The sequence below is a fragment of the Ruegeria sp. AB11 genome (genome assembly GCF_056536325.1).
Genome location: NZ_JBQFJO010000001.1, coordinates 3,493,515 through 3,508,200, shown reverse-complemented (window position 1 = coordinate 3,508,200; position 14,686 = coordinate 3,493,515). Strand labels below are relative to the sequence as shown.

Here is a 14,686-nt window from a genome sequence, read left to right as displayed (position 1 = left end):
TGAAAGTGCAATTGGTACAACTACTCGGCATGTATCACTATATGCACGGATCAAAATAACGTGATGTTATATGGTATATTCCTGTCGGTTTGCCAGACCTCTCGTGGAGGAGTTTCGGAAACCGAAGGAATTCCTCGGAACGCTCAGCCCCCCTTGCAGCCCCCTAACAGCAGCACTAAGACTCGGGTAACTCTTCTTCGGGTAAAGTCCCGATCCATCGCAAAGCAGGCAGGTTCCGAATGTTCGATCCAGTTGAAACATATATGAACACTCTCGTCCCCATGGTCGTCGAGCAGACCAGCCGGGGCGAACGCGCGTATGATATTTTCTCTCGCCTTCTGAAAGAGCGAATTATTTTCATCAACGGACCGATCCACGATGGAATGAGCCATCTGGTCGTCGCTCAGCTGCTGCATCTTGAGGCGGAAAACCCGAACAAGGAAATCTCGATTTACATCAATTCGCCCGGTGGCGTGGTCACCAGCGGTTTGTCGATTTACGACACAATGCAGTATATCAAGCCGAAATGTTCTACATTGGTGATCGGTCAGGCGGCTTCGATGGGGTCCGTTCTTTTGGCTGGTGGCGAGAAGGGAATGCGGTTTTCTCTGCCCAACAGCCGGATCATGGTGCATCAGCCCAGCGGTGGATATCAGGGTCAAGCCAGCGACATTATGATTCACGCAGCAGAGACCCAAAAGCTGAAGGATCGCCTGTATGATATCTATGTTCGTCATACGGGTCAGACAAAAAAGGCGGTTGAAAAGGCTCTGGATCGCGACAATTTCATGAGCCCGGAAGAGGCCAAGGAGTGGGGTCACATCGACGAGATCGTCGAGAACCGCGCCAAAATGGACGGCGACGACGCCTAGGTTCAAATCCGCGCGCGTAAGGCGTGAGGATTGATTTTGAGATTGTAGCTGCCAGAGGGCTGGCCTAAGCTGCAGGCATATACGGCAAGCGCGGTCCTGAGACGGGCTGCTGAGACGGAGCCCGAGGGGTAAAGCATGGCAACGAATTCAGGCGGTGACGGCAAGAACACGCTCTATTGCAGCTTTTGCGGCAAAAGCCAGCATGAGGTGCGTAAGCTGATCGCAGGCCCGACAGTGTTCATCTGCGACGAATGTGTCGAGCTGTGCATGGACATCATCCGTGAAGAGACAAAGGCCAGCGGCCTGAAATCCTCGGACGGCGTGCCAACGCCCAAGGATATCTGCGAAGTGTTGGATGATTACGTGATCGGTCAAGCCACCGCCAAGCGGGTTCTATCGGTTGCGGTACACAACCACTACAAGCGTCTGAATCACGCCCAGAAAGCGGGCAGTGATATCGAGCTTGCCAAATCCAACATCCTGTTGATCGGTCCCACCGGTTGCGGAAAGACCTTGCTGGCGCAAACGCTGGCACGGATTCTGGATGTGCCGTTTACGATGGCGGACGCAACCACGCTGACGGAAGCCGGCTACGTGGGTGAGGATGTCGAAAACATCATTCTTAAGCTGCTTCAAGCCAGCGAATACAATGTCGAACGCGCACAACGCGGCATCGTCTATATCGACGAAGTCGACAAGATCACTCGTAAGTCCGAGAATCCATCGATCACTCGCGATGTCTCGGGTGAGGGTGTTCAGCAGGCGCTGCTGAAGCTGATGGAAGGCACCGTGGCCAGCGTTCCGCCGCAGGGTGGCCGTAAGCATCCTCAGCAGGAATTCTTGCAGGTGGATACCACAAATATCCTGTTTATCTGTGGTGGTGCCTTTGCAGGCCTCGACAAGATCATTGCGCAGCGCGGCAAGGGCTCGGCTATGGGCTTTGGGGCTGATGTCCGCGACAATGACGAACGCGGTGTGGGCGAGATCTTCAAGGATCTTGAACCCGAGGATCTGCTGAAGTTTGGCCTGATCCCTGAATTTGTTGGCCGTCTGCCGGTTCTGGCAACGCTCGAAGATCTGGACGAAGATGCGCTGGTTACCATCCTGACCAGCCCCAAGAACGCTTTGGTCAAGCAATACCAGCGCCTGTTCGAATTGGAAGACGCCGAACTGGGCTTTACCGATGACGCGCTGAAAGCGATTGCGAAAAAAGCGATCGAGCGCAAAACCGGTGCGCGTGGTCTGCGTTCGATCCTCGAAGACATCCTGCTGGATACAATGTTCGAACTGCCGGGCATGAAGAACGTAACCGAAGTCGTAGTCAATGAGGAAGCGGTAACGTCGGATTCGCAACCACTAATCATCTACGCTGATACAGCTGAATCTGCTTCCGCTGGTTGAGCCGAGGCTGATTGCCCGCGGCACTGGTTAGGGGGCTCTGCCCCGTCGCCATTGGGCGTCTCCCCCGAAGTATTTATAGCCAGATGAAGCAGGGGTCCGCTCTTCATCTGGCTATTGATGCTTCGGAGCGTGAGGCAGAGCCTCGCATTGAATCGGCTTTGAGGTCATTGAGGCAATTTTAGTAGGCGACCATGGCAATCAAACGGATATCTTCTGGCGGCGAATTCGAGGCCAAGGCCGGCTATTGCCGCGCAGTTGTCACTAGAGGCTGGGTTCATGTCGCGGGGACTGTAGGTCAGGGGGACACGGTGGTTGACCAATGTCGCTCAGCTCTGTCGATTATCGAACATGCACTTATCGAGGCAGGCGCATCGCTCTCGGACATTGTGCGTGTCACTTATATGTTGCCGGATCGCACCGAGTTCGAACCTTGCTGGCCTGTTTTGGCCGAGAGGTTTGGCGCGAACCCTCCTGCAGCCACGATGATTGAATGCGGGTTGATCGATCCGAAATATCGGATTGAAATTGAGGTTACCGCTATTCTGCCGGAATGACGCAGGCGAGCCCGGTGGCACTGGACCTCAGCGTGCCTTTGGTCCATATCTTCGGGGACAGAAATGCCGGAGGCAGCCGATGGGAATCCTGAACAGTCTATTGCGGGCCGTGACCTGGTGGAACGGAGCCACCCTGAACACGCAGTTCTACACTGCGCGCAAAGGGATCAAGGTCGGTGAAGACGATGAAGGCAACGTGTTCTATCGTAACGCAGACGACAGCAAACGTTGGGTGATCTTCAATGGTGAGGCCGAGGCCAGCCGGATTGACCCTGATTGGCATGGATGGCTGCATCGCACTTGGGATGAACCGCCAACCGACAAACCTCTGGCCCACAAATCCTGGGAGAAACCGCATCAGGAAAACCTGACGGGAACCGCGCTGGCCTATGCTCCGGCAGGGTCGCTGCGTCGTGCTGATCCGGTAGAGCGCACGGACTACGAGGCGTGGAGCCCGGAATAAGCAATGTCAGCTCATACCAAGACCGAAGTTATTGTCGGCGGTGCCGTTCTAGCCTGCGCCATTGCTTTTGGCGTCTATGCCAGCCAGTCCACTGGCCTGTCCCAGTCCAGCGCAGGATACGAGCTGGGCGCGTCTTTTCGTTCTCTTGAAGGTGTCGGCGTTGGAACCGATGTGCGCCTAGCCGGTGTGAAAATCGGTACAGTAACGGGCGTTACACTGAATTCTGACACCTACCGTGCCGATACACAATTTTCTGTGGCGGATGGCATTCTGATCCCGGATGACAGCGCAGTTGTAATTTCCTCAGAAGGGTTGCTGGGAGGCAATTTTGTTGAGGTGATGCCCGGCGGCTCTCCGTTCTATTTTGAGCCGGGTGATGAGATCGAGGACACGCAGGGCGCGGTCAGCCTGATCTCATTGTTGGTCAAGTTTGTTGCAGGGGACGGCAGCGAATGATCCGTGCGGCCCTCGCTGCGCTGCTGGTCACCGTGACTGCTGCGGCTGCACAGCAAAAGGTAGAATCCGGTCCGGGCGCCATGCTGCGCGGGCTGGATAAGGTTAGCGGGCAGACCTTGGATATTGAGGTTCAGAACGGACAGACGGCGAACGTGTTCGGCTTGGACGTTGCACTGGGCGATTGCCGCTACCCGGCTGACAACCCCACAGGCGACGCCTTTGCCTATCTGACGATCTGGGAACAGGGCAAGGCGCAGCAGTTATTTGATGGCTGGATGATCGCGACCTCACCCGCGCTGAATGCGCTGGACCATGCGCGTTACGATGTCTGGGTGATCCGCTGTATCACACCCTGAGGCGTCTGCTGCAGATCAGTGGTGAAATCCGCTTTTAGATCAATCGCTTGTTTCAACTCGCTGTGATAAACTGCACGCGGGATTTCGATCGCGCCCAATGAGGCCAGATGCGCGGTTAGAAACTGCGTATCGAACAGCGTGAACCCGGTTTGGCGCAACCGATCCACCAGATAAGCAAGTGCGATCTTCGATGCGTCCGAGCGGCGCGAAAACATGCTTTCGCCAAAAAAGGCTGCGCCCAGAACCACGCCATAAACCCCGCCAATCAGCGAAGCACCCTCCCAGACTTCGAGGGAATGCGCGCGGCCGGCCCGATGTAGTTCCTGATACAGGCGGCGCAGTTCGGGATTGATCCATGTATCCGAGCGGTCGGCGCAGCCATCCACCACGCCCACAAAGTCCTGATTGATGCTTACCGTAAACCCGCAGGTCCGGATGCGGCGCGCCAGACTGCGCGAGATGTGGAACCCGTCCAGCGGAAAAACACCCCGAAACTTGGGATCGACCCAGAACAGCTCGGGGTCATCGCGGTGCTCGGCCATCGGAAAGATGCCGATGGAGTAGCCATGCAGCAGAAGTTCAGGGGAAAGGCTCATGCCGGGTGCCCCGGGACCAGAGGGCCGTAGCCCTCTGATCCCGTTTTCCTATTGGGCCATGTTCTCCGCAAGCCAGTGCTCCAGCCAGTGGATGTTGTAGTCACCGCTATGCAGGTCAGGTTCCTGTAACAGCGCATGAAACAGCGGCACGGTAGTGTCGATGCCGTCGACGATTAGCTCTCCCAATGCGCGTTCCAGACGGGCCAATGCTTCAGCTCGGTCGCGGCCTTGCACGATCAGCTTTGCGATCAGCGAGTCGTAATACGGTGGGATCGAGTAGCCATCATAGAGCGCCGAATCCATCCGCACACCCAGACCACCCGGCGCGTGATAGGCCGTGATCTTACCGGGGCAAGGCGAGAAGTTCGGCAGTTTTTCCGCGTTGATACGAACCTCAATGGCGTGGCCATTGATCTCCAAATCGTCCTGACCGAACGACATGTCCTCACCAGCGGCGACAAGGATCTGCTCTCGTACCAGATCGACGCCAAAGATGCCTTCGGTCACCGGATGTTCCACCTGCAGACGGGTATTCATCTCGATGAAGTAGAACTCGCCATTCTCATAGAGGAACTCGATGGTGCCAGCGCCGATATAGTTGATCTTGGCCACCGCGTCGGCGCAAACCTTACCGATCTTGGCGCGTTCTTCAGGGGTGATGCATGGGCCGGGGGCCTCTTCGAACACTTTCTGGTGACGACGCTGCAGCGAGCAGTCGCGCTCGCCCAGATGAACCGCCTTGCCCTTGCCGTCACCGAAAACTTGAATCTCGATGTGGCGCGGCGTCGTCAGGTATTTCTCGATATAGACCTCGTCATTGCCAAAGGCGGCTTTGCCTTCGGCGCGCGCGGTCATGAAGGCGCTTTCCATCTCATCTGCGGTCATTGCGACTTTCATGCCGCGACCGCCGCCGCCGGCGGTGGCTTTGATGATGACGGGATAGCCGAACTCTTCGCCGATGCGCTTGGCATCTTCCAGTGTGGGAACGCCGCCATCGGAGCCGGGAACGCAAGGCACGCCCAGTTCCTTCATCGTGTCCTTGGCGGTAATCTTATCGCCCATGACGCGAATATGTTCCGCGGTGGGTCCGATGAAGGTGATGCCGTGATCTTCGACGATCTGCACAAATTCGGCATTCTCGGACAGGAAGCCATAGCCAGGATGGATCGCCTGCGCGCCGGTGATTTCACAGGCCGAGATGATCGCGGGCACGGACAGATAGCTTTGCGGGCTGGGCGGTGGGCCAATGCAGACCGATTCGTCGGCCATACGCACATGCATCGCGTCGCTGTCGGCGGTTGAATGCACGGCGACCGTCTTGATCCCCATCTCGCGGGCAGCACGGATCACGCGCAGGGCGATCTCGCCTCGGTTGGCAATCAGGATTTTGTCGAACATGGGCCCGCCTTACTCAACGATGACCAGAGGCGTGCCGAATTCCACGGCATCACCATCGCCGACCAGAATGCGCTTGATGGTGCCCGACTTGGGTGCGTGGATGTGGTTCATAGTCTTCATGGCTTCGACGATCAGCAGCGTGTCGCCTTCGGATACCGACGCACCAATCGAGATAAATGCAGGCGCGCCCGGTTCGGGCTGCATGTAAACGGTGCCGACCATGGGCGAAGTCACTGCGCCGGGGTGGCTGGCGGGATCGTCCATCGCAGCAGGCGCCTCTGCGGCTGGTGCGGGTGCAGCAGCAGGTACGGCTGCGGGTGCTGCCGCAGGAACCGCCACCTGAACCGGAGCGGCAACAGTCTGCGACATACGGCTGACGCGGACATTCAGGCTGTCGTCATCGCCATATTCGCGTTTGACCTGCAGTTCGGTCAGGTCGTTTTCGCGCAGCAGTTCGGCCAGTGCCTTGATAAACGCGACATCCGCTTCGTGTTTGGTATCTGTCATGAGTGTCCTCGAAGGTTCCCCTATGGCCCGTCTGTTCCCTGCGGGCTTGGTCTGATTACGCAGGGTTATAAGCTATGCAGACGCCCATGAAAAGCGTCGACTGAGCCCGTTAAATAGGGGTTTCCGCTTCAAGTTCGAGGGGCGCTGCAATTACAGCGGCGTCCCTGACAGTTTTGCCACCAACTCGGGCAGCTTTCGAGCGCCATATTTCTCTAGAAGACGAGCGCGATAGGCCTCGATTGTGCGATAACTCAGCCCCAACTCCACTCCGATTTCTTTTGCAGACAGGCCGCGGCAGGACAGGATGGCGACTTCGCGTTCGCGGGTGGTCAATTGCACAAGTGGGCGTTCTTCCGAGATATCCGAAAAGCTCCATATCCCGTGACGAAACGGATCGTCGGGCGTAAGGGACCGCCCTCGTGCGCGGCACCAAAACAGGTCCCCGTCGCGCCTCCGCATAACTCGTTCATCCGTATAGTACCCGGTGTCGCGCATCACTTGCAGGCTGCGTGCTCCAATCCGCTCCCAGTCGGCAACCGAGGGATAAAGATGTAGCAAGGGCATGTTGCGGTAATCAGCTTCATCCCCGCCAAAGGTCCGCGCAAATTGCAAATTGCACCGCCGGATGATCCGGTTCTCAAGCTCAACAAGGCCGATAGGGGCGTATTCGAAGGCGGGATCGCTCATGTACTTATCGTGACGGGTATTGCGTTGAATTAGAAGAGCAGGTGGCGGGAAAGGGTTTCTTTCTTTCTGTTGTCGCTGTCAAAGTTGTAAATCTTCTTTGATAATTCTTCGCCAAGGGTTAAAAATCATGCAGTTATTCTGCAAATCAGATTGCAGTCGTCAAGGATACAAACAAGATGCGAGATACCCTTACCGGCAGCCGGATACGCGAAAGGCGGCAAATCTCGGGGTTGCGACAGGCGGAACTGGCGCGGCAGGTGGGGATTTCGGCATCGTATCTGAACCTGATCGAACACAATCGCCGCCGCATTGGTGGCAAGCTTCTGATTGATATTGCGGCGGCATTGTCAGTGGAACCATCGCTGCTGACGCAAGGGATAGAAGATACGCTCATCTCAGCCCTGCGCGAGGCGGCGGCAGATGCGGTTGGTCAGAAGGCCGAGGTCGACGGGCTCGAAGAATTCGCCGGACGCTTTCCCGGCTGGTCTGGCGTTCTGGCACAGATGCATCGCCGCGTAGTGACTTTGGAACGTACAGTCGAAACCCTTTCGGATCGTTTGACCCATGACCCACATCTGGCCGCTTCGATGCATGAGGTGCTGTCGACCGCTGCCGCCATTCGTTCAACTGCCGCGATTCTGGCCGAACCCGGAGAGATCGAGGCCGAATGGCGCGACCGCTTCCATCGCAATCTGCATCAGGATGCCGAGCGGCTCGCTGAAAGCTCCAAAGCGCTTGTGGCCTATCTTGATGACAGTGACGGGCAACGCGATCTGCGTGGCATCCCCCTTGATGCGGTCGAGGCCTTTTTTGCTGAACAGGGATATCATTTCCCGGAACTCGAAGCTGGAGGGGAATTAACCGATGTGCTGCTGGATGGGTTTGAGTCCTCCGCCGCCAACGCCGTAGCCTCGGGCTTGCTGAACCTTTACGCAGCCGATGCGCTGGCCATGCCGTTGGATCAGGTGCGCTCCGCACTTGATACAACAGATCCTGACCCGCTGGCCCTGGCGGCAGCATTTTCGGTGGATTTGGTTACGGTGCTGCGACGGTTGGCCTTTCTGCCCGAAGGCACGCTGGCACGTCCTGCAGGGCTGGTGATCTGCGACGCCTCGGGCAGCGTTCTTTTCTATAAGCCTGCGCCGGGCTTTGCCCTGCCGCGCCATGGCGAGGCGTGCCCGCTCTGGCCTTTGTTCACGGCGCTGAACCGTCCTCTGGTGCCGATCCGCAAGCGCGTCGTGCAGCTTGGCCGCACCGCCGCCCAGTTTGAATGTTTCGCCATCGCCTCCCCCCAACCGGCCGAGGCGTTCGGAGCCGAGCCGGTCTACCGTTCGGTCATGTTGGTGCTGCCGGTTGAAGACACCGTGCGGCCGACGGAGAACGCGGCGCAAGTCGGGGTCAGTTGTCGGATTTGCCCCAAACGAGATTGCGGCGCACGTCGGGAACCGTCGATCTTGAGCGAAGGGTTTTGACAGTTTCGTGACGCTGCGCTTAAGCTGGTCTGGACAGGTGGCCGGACGTGCAACCGGTCCTGGGGAGGAAGTACAAATATGAGCCGTAAGGTTCTGTTGATCGAGGATGAACCCAATATCACCGAGGCGATCCGTTTTTTGCTGACGCGTGAAGGGTGGCAGGTTGAAACGCATGCCGAGGGAACGGACGCGGTGCAGATAATCCTGTCCGCTCAGCCCGATTTGGTGATTCTGGATGTGATGTTGCCGGGTAAAAGCGGAATGGATGTGCTGCGTGATCTGCGCGAGTATGAGGAGATGAAGGCATTGCCCGTCCTGATGCTGACTGCGCGCGGGCAATCCCGTGACCGGGAGATGGCCGAACAGGCCGGGGTCAGTCGTTTCATGACCAAGCCGTTCTCGAATGCCGAGGTTTTGACGGCGGTGCGTGACCTGCATGCGCAGGCGTCACAGTCATGAATTCCCCGGACGACGGTAAAGGCCGGCCCTCGCCGGCCCGACCATCTCTGTTTCTCGAGCGGCAGGGTTATCGTCGGCGAAGACTGGCGGATGCGGCGCGACTGCTGCCATTTCTGGGGGCCGCCCTGCTTGCGCTACCGCTTCTGTGGCCTGATGAAAGTGAAAGTGCCGAGGCGTTGTCGCTTTCCTCAGCCATGTTCTACATCTTTGCCTGCTGGGGGGTTCTGATTCTGATCAGTGTGGTCTTTGGCATTGCTGCCAGGCGTATGGCAGCACGCGAGAACGCCGAGCCCGGGGCCGAGTCATGGCGACGCTGAATGTCCTGATCTTGGTCTGTCTGGGCTACGTGGTGCTGCTATTCGGCGTGGCCTTTGCTGCTGATCGGGTTGCGGCACGCGGAGGTGGGAAATGGCTTCGGTCCCCGCTGATCTATACGCTCTCTCTGTCGATCTATTGCACCGCCTGGACATTCTATGGCGCGGTCGGCAACGCCGCGCGTTCTGGGCTGGAATTTGTGACCATCTATTTGGGTCCAACTCTGGTAATGATCAGCTGGTGGTGGGGCCTGCGCAAGTTGGTTCGTATCGGACGCAGCCAGCGCGTAACCTCCATCGCTGACTTGATCTCGTCGCGTTACGGCAAGTCCAACACCCTGGCGGTTTGCGTGACGATCTTGGCGGTGCTGGGTGGCACGCCGTATATCGCGCTGCAATTGCAGTCGATCACGCTGTCCTTTTCGATCTTTGCCGAGGCTGATCCAACCGGCCTTTACCGCGAGGGATCCAGCGTATTCTGGGTCGCTGCCGGTCTGGCGGTCTTTGCGATCCTCTTCGGCACTCGCAATCTGGACGCAAACGAGCGCCACCACGGCGTTGTCACGGCTATTGCCTTGGAATCAGTTGTTAAACTCTTTGCTCTGCTGGCGGTTGGTATCTTTGTCGTCTGGGGCGTCGCGGGGGGGCTGGGGCCGATGATGGACCAGATCGACGCGTCTGAGATTGGTCAGTGGCATGTGGATGCCGGGCGCTGGACCACTTTCATCTTCCTCTCGGCAGCGGCTTTTGTCTGCCTTCCAAGGATGTTTCAGGTCATGGTGGTCGAGAATGATGACGAAGGCCATCTGCGCACTGCAGCCTGGGCTTTTCCGCTTTATCTGCTGCTTATGAGCCTATTTGTGGTGCCGATCGCGGTGGTCGGGCTGGACCTGATGCCTGAGGGATCGAACCCGGACCTGTTTGTGCTGACCGTGCCGCTGTCGCAGGGCAATGACTGGCTGGCGATGCTGTCCTTCATCGGCGGGTTCTCCTCGGCTACGTCGATGGTGATCGTCACGGCCATGGCGCTGTCGACCATGGTCTCGAACCACTTGGTCATGCCGATCTGGCTGAATACGCAGGAAGGCACCGCGTCGGTATCCGGTGATGTCCGGACCATCGTTCTGATGGCCCGCCGTGTCTCGATCGCTGTGATCATGGCACTGGGCTATTTCTACTACAGCTTGTCAGGTGGCGGGGCTGCACTGGCTTCTATCGGTCTGGTGGCCTTTGCCGGGATCTCTCAGATCCTGCCCGCTCTGGTGGGTGGTTTGTTCTGGCGCGGTGCGACCAGAACCGGGGCGTTGGTGGGGCTCAGTGTTGGGTTCTTCCTGTGGATTTATACTCTGCTGCTGCCCGGCATGGAAGGTGGTATCATCCCGGCGTCGGTGATCGAAAACGGACCTTTCGGCTGGGGCTGGCTACGCCCGCAAGCGCTCTTTGGGATCGAAGGAATTGATCCGATGGTGCATACAGTCATGTGGTCGCTGTCACTGAACACAATCGCCTTCTGCGTCGCTTCGATGCTCAGCTTTCCAAGCCCGCTGGAACGCCTGCAGGGTGCACAATTCGTCAATGTCTTCGACCACTCGGTTTCGGCGCGCGGCTGGACCGGGTCAGTCGCGCAAAGCGAAGATCTGATGATCATGACCCAGCGGATTTTGGGCACCATACCCGCGCAGGAATTCTTTCAGGCCGAAGCGGAACGGCAGAATGGCCGGCCTGGACGTCTTCCCGAACCAACTCCGCAGTTTCTGGAACGGCTGGAACGTGAACTCAGCGGTTCGGTAGGTGCCGCAACCGCCCATGCGATGATTGGTCAGATCGTGGGTGGTGCGTCTGTTTCGGTCGAGGACCTGCTGGCCGTAGCCGACGAATCCGCTCAGATGCTGGAATATTCCAGCCAGCTCGAAGCGAAATCGGCTGAACTCAGCCGCACTGCGCGCCAGTTAAGGGAGGCCAACGCCAAGCTCACCCAAGTATCAAAGCAGAAAGACGCCTTTCTCAGTCAGGTCAGCCACGAATTGCGCACGCCGATGACCTCGATCCGCGCTTTTTCCGAAATCCTGCGCGACGCCGAGGGCCTGAGCGCAGATGAGCAGACCCGCTATGCTGCGATCATTCATGACGAGTCGCTGCGTCTGACCCGGCTGCTGGACGATCTGCTGGATTTGAGCGTCCTGGAAAGCGGGCAGGTCAGCCTGAATATGGATGACGCAACGCTGAACGAGGTATTGGATCGCGCTGTCTCAAGCGCTCTGGCAGGCAGTGATCGCAAGATTGGTGTCCGGCGGGTGCGCGCCAACGAACGCATCCCGCTCTACACTGATCTGGATCGGCTGGGGCAGGTCTTCATAAATTTGATCTCGAATGCTCAGAAATACTGCGACGCTGATGAACCGGTGCTGACGATATCGGCGCATGACGTTGGCGGGCAGGTGGTGATTGATTTCATCGACAATGGCGACGGCATCCCGACTGAGGCGCAATCGCTGGTGTTCGAGAAATTTGCCCGCGTTGGCTCGGACAAGGCGGGTGGGGCCGGGTTGGGTTTGGCGATTTGTCGCGAGATCATGCAGCGCCTAGGGGGCGAAGTCGCCTATTTGCCTGGGCAGGCAGGAGCCGCCTTCCGTGTCAGTCTGCCACTTGCTTATCGGCAGGCCGCGCAATGAGGATGTCATAAAGATATTTGTAACGATCTGCGGGTTACACAATTTCTAGGTGTATTCTAAGAGGGCAGAGCGGGGCGATGACCAAATCAGCATTGGCACGCAAACTATCGGCGAGGCAGGGTGGAGTTGATACACCCCGTTCAATTCTACGTGCCCTGCGGCTTGGTTTGGCGCGGGCGGCAGGTGATGGCATGGGGCTTGCGCTGGCAGTCATCGGGGCCAAACAGGCGTTGCGTGCGCAGGAGGATGTGACCGCGCGATTGAAACAGGGTTGGTTGATACTGCTTTTTGGCTCGGATCACGGTAGCGTGGCGGCAGTGTGTCTGGACCCGGGATGCGTGTCGGCCGTGATTCAGCAGCAGACGATCGCAATTGTCACCTCTGATCCACCGTCGGAGCGAATGTTTACGGACACTGACGCCGCCATGGTCGCCCCTTTAATCGAGGATATGCTGGGCCGGGCGCAGAAGCTGGTCGAATCCCCGGCGGATATGGCCAGCCTGTCGGGGTTTGAGTTTACATCGCGGGCTGAAGATCGGCGCAGCCTGACACTGGCGCTGATGGATGAGGCATATCGTGTATTCGATCTGACAGTCGAGTTGGCTGGCGGTAGCCGACAGGGGGAGGTTTGCGTGTTGTTGCCTGACCGACCTCTATCTGATGCGGAGCAGGAGGCGGAAAACAGTCTCGCGGGTAAGAACCTCGATCAGGCATCCGGCGTGATGCGCGCTGAACTGAACGCTGTAATCAGCCGTATTTCACTGCCGTTGACTGCTCTGTCAGAGTTGACTGTTGGCGACGTAATTCCGTTGCAAGGCGCGCGTGTGGATCGGGTTGAAGTTCTGTCAATCGACCGTGCCCGTATGGCGATTGGTCGGTTGGGGCAATGCGGTGGGATGCGCGCGGTTCGGATAAATGAACACAATCCGGTCGCGACATTGCCAACGAAGGACGAACAGTCCTTTCTGGCTCGCAAGTCTGGCCCAGTTTCCAAACTGGACGATGACGAAAAGTCAGCGTTGCCGGACGAAAAAATTGTGACCAGCGAACAGGAAATGAATGATACTCTGCTTAACCCGGATGATATTTTGCCATCGAATCCTGACCAACGCGTTGCCGAGATTTCACATCTTGCTGGACTGCCAGCGCCTGAGGGCGATGGGCCGTACTAGGTGGCTTAGTCCTGTGCGCGCAATTGCTCCAGCGCTGGGCGAAGCCCGTCGAGCGCATAGCCAGCCTTACCCGTCGCGTCCAGAATTTCATCCGTGCTTAGCCGGTTGCACTGTCCCAGCGCCCAAACAACCGAGCAACGGGTACCGGATGCGCAATAGGCCAGGACAGGCCCGCTGCAGCTTTCGGCCAGATCGCGCTGCAGGGCGACATTCTCTGGCGTCATAGTCTGGTGCGTCAGCTCCAATACCTCGTATTCCATTCCGGCCTCGCGCACGGCCTGCCCGATGGCATCAGACTGCTGATCTGGCGGCACCTCGGTATTAGGACGGTTGCAAATCACCTTGACGAAACCTGCCTTGGCGATGGCTGGCACATCCTCAACCGTGATCTGGGGTGAGACGGCATAGCGGGGGGTAATCGGTCGAATCTCCATGACAACTGATTAGGCCGCGTCAGCCATCCTGTCCAGTTGTGCACCCAGCTTTGGCGCGGCCAACATGCCCGCAATCATTGCGATTAGGAACACAATTCCGCCAACACCACCATAACTGAGCGAGGCCATCGCCGGGCCCGGGCACAGACCTGCCAACCCCCAGCCAACCCCGAACAGAACCGAACCAACGATCAGCCGACGATCCAGCTCAACACGAGGTGGAGCAGGAAATTTGCCACCTACCAGCGGCGTTCGGTTCCGGGTCATTTGCCACGCCACCAACATGGGCAGGATCGCCCCGCCCATGACAAAGGCCAGCGTCGGGTCCCAGTTGCCGAACACATCCAGCCATCCCTGCACCTTGGTGGTGTTGGTCATGCCCGAGATCAACAGCCCGGTGCCAAACAAACCTCCGGCGAGAAAAGCAAATACTGAGCGCATCAGATCACCCCCAGAACTTGGCGAAACAGAACAACCGTTAACCCGCCAGCAAGGATATAGAAAACCGTGGCGACAATCCCGCGCAGGGAGAAGCGAGAAATCCCGCAGACGCCGTGACCCGAGGTGCACCCATTTGCAATCCGCGTGCCCACACCGACCAATAACCCGGCCAGGATCACAATTGCTAAATCCGCGGTCAGATGAGTCTGAGTCTGTGGTGCAATCAAGGGGCGTAGCAAGAAAGGTATCCCGATCAGCCCAATAACAAAGGCTAAGCGTTCCGTCATTGCACTGCGGTCGCTGCGCTCAACCAATCCGCCAAGAATGCCACTGGCTCCCATGATCCGACCATTGCACAGAAGATATACAGCGGCACCCAGCCCGATCAGCAGGCCACCCGCAAGACCCCACATCCACTCCACATTCATTTCT

Annotated in this window: 18 protein-coding genes; 11 read left to right on the top strand and 7 right to left on the bottom strand. The window is 57.9% G+C overall.

Annotation, left to right across the window (positions count from 1 at the left end):
- The first annotated feature begins 239 nt into the window (after positions 1–239).
- The 6 genes from ACR3EJ_RS17550 (at position 240) to ACR3EJ_RS17525 (ending at position 4,102) form a co-directional block, all read left to right on the top strand.
- On the top strand, positions 240–872 hold the full coding sequence (locus ACR3EJ_RS17550; RefSeq protein ID WP_010443269.1) for an ATP-dependent Clp protease proteolytic subunit: 633 nt from the start codon (positions 240–242) through the stop codon (positions 870–872).
- A 135-nt stretch (positions 873–1,007) separates the two neighbouring features.
- Positions 1,008–2,273 carry an ATP-dependent Clp protease ATP-binding subunit ClpX gene (clpX, locus tag ACR3EJ_RS17545; RefSeq protein WP_010443268.1) on the top strand — a complete coding sequence of 422 codons (1,266 nt, stop codon included), beginning with the start codon at positions 1,008–1,010 and terminating at the stop codon, positions 2,271–2,273.
- A gap of 191 nt (positions 2,274–2,464) precedes the next feature.
- Positions 2,465–2,827: a RidA family protein gene (locus ACR3EJ_RS17540; RefSeq protein ID WP_170543245.1), complete on the top strand. Its 363-nt coding sequence runs from the start codon at positions 2,465–2,467 to the stop codon at positions 2,825–2,827.
- Positions 2,828–2,906: 79 nt separating this feature from the next.
- Positions 2,907–3,290: an NADH:ubiquinone oxidoreductase subunit NDUFA12 gene (locus ACR3EJ_RS17535; protein WP_170543247.1), complete on the top strand. Its 384-nt coding sequence runs from the start codon at positions 2,907–2,909 to the stop codon at positions 3,288–3,290.
- Positions 3,291–3,293: 3 nt separating this feature from the next.
- The gene (gene mlaD, locus ACR3EJ_RS17530; RefSeq protein WP_010443265.1) at positions 3,294–3,746 is read left to right on the top strand and encodes an outer membrane lipid asymmetry maintenance protein MlaD; all 453 of its coding nucleotides are present in this window, start codon (positions 3,294–3,296) and stop codon (positions 3,744–3,746) included.
- Positions 3,743–4,102, top strand: coding sequence for a DUF2155 domain-containing protein (locus ACR3EJ_RS17525; RefSeq protein WP_170543249.1), 360 nt, complete (start codon positions 3,743–3,745; stop codon positions 4,100–4,102). Before mlaD ends, ACR3EJ_RS17525 begins: the two co-directional genes overlap by 4 nt.
- Here the strand turns inward: ACR3EJ_RS17525 and aat are convergent.
- The 4 genes from aat to ACR3EJ_RS17505 all read right to left on the bottom strand — a co-directional run bounded on the left by aat (position 4,066) and on the right by ACR3EJ_RS17505 (position 7,290).
- Positions 4,066–4,698, bottom strand: a complete 633-nt coding sequence (aat, locus tag ACR3EJ_RS17520; RefSeq protein WP_170543251.1) for a leucyl/phenylalanyl-tRNA--protein transferase — start codon at positions 4,696–4,698, stop codon at positions 4,066–4,068. The genes ACR3EJ_RS17525 and aat overlap by 37 nt on opposite strands.
- A gap of 48 nt (positions 4,699–4,746) precedes the next feature.
- Complete coding sequence (gene accC, locus ACR3EJ_RS17515) at positions 4,747–6,096, bottom strand: acetyl-CoA carboxylase biotin carboxylase subunit (protein WP_039534085.1); 1,350 nt, start codon at positions 6,094–6,096, stop codon at positions 4,747–4,749.
- A gap of 9 nt (positions 6,097–6,105) precedes the next feature.
- On the bottom strand, positions 6,106–6,603 hold the full coding sequence (accB, locus tag ACR3EJ_RS17510) for an acetyl-CoA carboxylase biotin carboxyl carrier protein (protein ID WP_170543253.1): 498 nt from the start codon (positions 6,601–6,603) through the stop codon (positions 6,106–6,108).
- 150 nt (positions 6,604–6,753) lie between these two features.
- Positions 6,754–7,290, bottom strand: coding sequence for a helix-turn-helix domain-containing protein (locus ACR3EJ_RS17505; protein ID WP_010443260.1), 537 nt, complete (start codon positions 7,288–7,290; stop codon positions 6,754–6,756).
- A 176-nt stretch (positions 7,291–7,466) separates the two neighbouring features.
- Between ACR3EJ_RS17505 and ACR3EJ_RS17500 the strand changes: the two genes are divergently transcribed.
- The 5 genes from ACR3EJ_RS17500 (at position 7,467) to ACR3EJ_RS17480 (ending at position 13,379) form a co-directional block, all read left to right on the top strand.
- The gene (locus ACR3EJ_RS17500; RefSeq protein WP_170543255.1) at positions 7,467–8,762 is read left to right on the top strand and encodes a helix-turn-helix transcriptional regulator; all 1,296 of its coding nucleotides are present in this window, start codon (positions 7,467–7,469) and stop codon (positions 8,760–8,762) included.
- A 78-nt stretch (positions 8,763–8,840) separates the two neighbouring features.
- Positions 8,841–9,221 carry a response regulator transcription factor gene (locus ACR3EJ_RS17495; RefSeq protein ID WP_170543256.1) on the top strand — a complete coding sequence of 127 codons (381 nt, stop codon included), beginning with the start codon at positions 8,841–8,843 and terminating at the stop codon, positions 9,219–9,221.
- Complete coding sequence (locus tag ACR3EJ_RS17490; RefSeq protein WP_170543258.1) at positions 9,218–9,538, top strand: hypothetical protein; 321 nt, start codon at positions 9,218–9,220, stop codon at positions 9,536–9,538. The genes ACR3EJ_RS17495 and ACR3EJ_RS17490 overlap by 4 nt, the downstream gene beginning before the upstream one ends.
- Complete coding sequence (locus ACR3EJ_RS17485) at positions 9,526–12,207, top strand: ATP-binding protein (RefSeq protein ID WP_170543260.1); 2,682 nt, start codon at positions 9,526–9,528, stop codon at positions 12,205–12,207. Before ACR3EJ_RS17490 ends, ACR3EJ_RS17485 begins: the two co-directional genes overlap by 13 nt.
- A gap of 77 nt (positions 12,208–12,284) precedes the next feature.
- Positions 12,285–13,379, top strand: coding sequence for a flagellar motor switch protein FliM (locus ACR3EJ_RS17480; RefSeq protein ID WP_170543262.1), 1,095 nt, complete (start codon positions 12,285–12,287; stop codon positions 13,377–13,379).
- A 5-nt stretch (positions 13,380–13,384) separates the two neighbouring features.
- Here ACR3EJ_RS17480 and ACR3EJ_RS17475 read toward each other — a convergent pair whose 3' ends face one another.
- Genes ACR3EJ_RS17475 through ACR3EJ_RS17465 form a run of 3 tightly spaced genes read right to left on the bottom strand, consistent with a single transcriptional unit; the run spans position 13,385 to position 14,682 of the window.
- Positions 13,385–13,813: a TIGR01244 family sulfur transferase gene (locus ACR3EJ_RS17475; RefSeq protein ID WP_170543264.1), complete on the bottom strand. Its 429-nt coding sequence runs from the start codon at positions 13,811–13,813 to the stop codon at positions 13,385–13,387.
- Positions 13,814–13,822: 9 nt separating this feature from the next.
- Positions 13,823–14,254 carry a DUF6691 family protein gene (locus tag ACR3EJ_RS17470; RefSeq protein ID WP_010443253.1) on the bottom strand — a complete coding sequence of 144 codons (432 nt, stop codon included), beginning with the start codon at positions 14,252–14,254 and terminating at the stop codon, positions 13,823–13,825.
- Positions 14,254–14,682 (bottom strand): YeeE/YedE family protein, encoded by a 429-nt coding sequence (locus ACR3EJ_RS17465; protein ID WP_170543266.1) that lies wholly within the window; start codon positions 14,680–14,682, stop codon positions 14,254–14,256. The genes ACR3EJ_RS17470 and ACR3EJ_RS17465 overlap by 1 nt, the downstream gene beginning before the upstream one ends.
- Positions 14,683–14,686: the final 4 nt, after the last annotated feature.

Excerpts from the sequence above, each read along its gene's own strand:
- ACR3EJ_RS17550 (WP_010443269.1), top strand. The coding sequence starts at position 240 with ATGTTCGATCCAGTTGAAACATATATGAACACTCTCGTCCCCATGGTC.
- clpX (WP_010443268.1), top strand. The coding sequence starts at position 1,008 with ATGGCAACGAATTCAGGCGGTGACGGCAAGAACACGCTCTATTGCAGC.
- ACR3EJ_RS17540 (WP_170543245.1), top strand. The coding sequence starts at position 2,465 with ATGGCAATCAAACGGATATCTTCTGGCGGCGAATTCGAGGCCAAGGCC.
- ACR3EJ_RS17535 (WP_170543247.1), top strand. The coding sequence starts at position 2,907 with ATGGGAATCCTGAACAGTCTATTGCGGGCCGTGACCTGGTGGAACGGA.
- mlaD (WP_010443265.1), top strand. The coding sequence starts at position 3,294 with ATGTCAGCTCATACCAAGACCGAAGTTATTGTCGGCGGTGCCGTTCTA.
- ACR3EJ_RS17525 (WP_170543249.1), top strand. The coding sequence starts at position 3,743 with ATGATCCGTGCGGCCCTCGCTGCGCTGCTGGTCACCGTGACTGCTGCG.
- aat (WP_170543251.1), bottom strand. The coding sequence starts at position 4,698 with ATGAGCCTTTCCCCTGAACTTCTGCTGCATGGCTACTCCATCGGCATC.
- accC (WP_039534085.1), bottom strand. The coding sequence starts at position 6,096 with ATGTTCGACAAAATCCTGATTGCCAACCGAGGCGAGATCGCCCTGCGC.
- accB (WP_170543253.1), bottom strand. The coding sequence starts at position 6,603 with ATGACAGATACCAAACACGAAGCGGATGTCGCGTTTATCAAGGCACTG.
- ACR3EJ_RS17505 (WP_010443260.1), bottom strand. The coding sequence starts at position 7,290 with ATGAGCGATCCCGCCTTCGAATACGCCCCTATCGGCCTTGTTGAGCTT.
- ACR3EJ_RS17500 (WP_170543255.1), top strand. The coding sequence starts at position 7,467 with ATGCGAGATACCCTTACCGGCAGCCGGATACGCGAAAGGCGGCAAATC.
- ACR3EJ_RS17495 (WP_170543256.1), top strand. The coding sequence starts at position 8,841 with ATGAGCCGTAAGGTTCTGTTGATCGAGGATGAACCCAATATCACCGAG.
- ACR3EJ_RS17490 (WP_170543258.1), top strand. The coding sequence starts at position 9,218 with ATGAATTCCCCGGACGACGGTAAAGGCCGGCCCTCGCCGGCCCGACCA.
- ACR3EJ_RS17485 (WP_170543260.1), top strand. The coding sequence starts at position 9,526 with ATGGCGACGCTGAATGTCCTGATCTTGGTCTGTCTGGGCTACGTGGTG.
- ACR3EJ_RS17480 (WP_170543262.1), top strand. The coding sequence starts at position 12,285 with ATGACCAAATCAGCATTGGCACGCAAACTATCGGCGAGGCAGGGTGGA.
- ACR3EJ_RS17475 (WP_170543264.1), bottom strand. The coding sequence starts at position 13,813 with ATGGAGATTCGACCGATTACCCCCCGCTATGCCGTCTCACCCCAGATC.
- ACR3EJ_RS17470 (WP_010443253.1), bottom strand. The coding sequence starts at position 14,254 with ATGCGCTCAGTATTTGCTTTTCTCGCCGGAGGTTTGTTTGGCACCGGG.
- ACR3EJ_RS17465 (WP_170543266.1), bottom strand. The coding sequence starts at position 14,682 with ATGAATGTGGAGTGGATGTGGGGTCTTGCGGGTGGCCTGCTGATCGGG.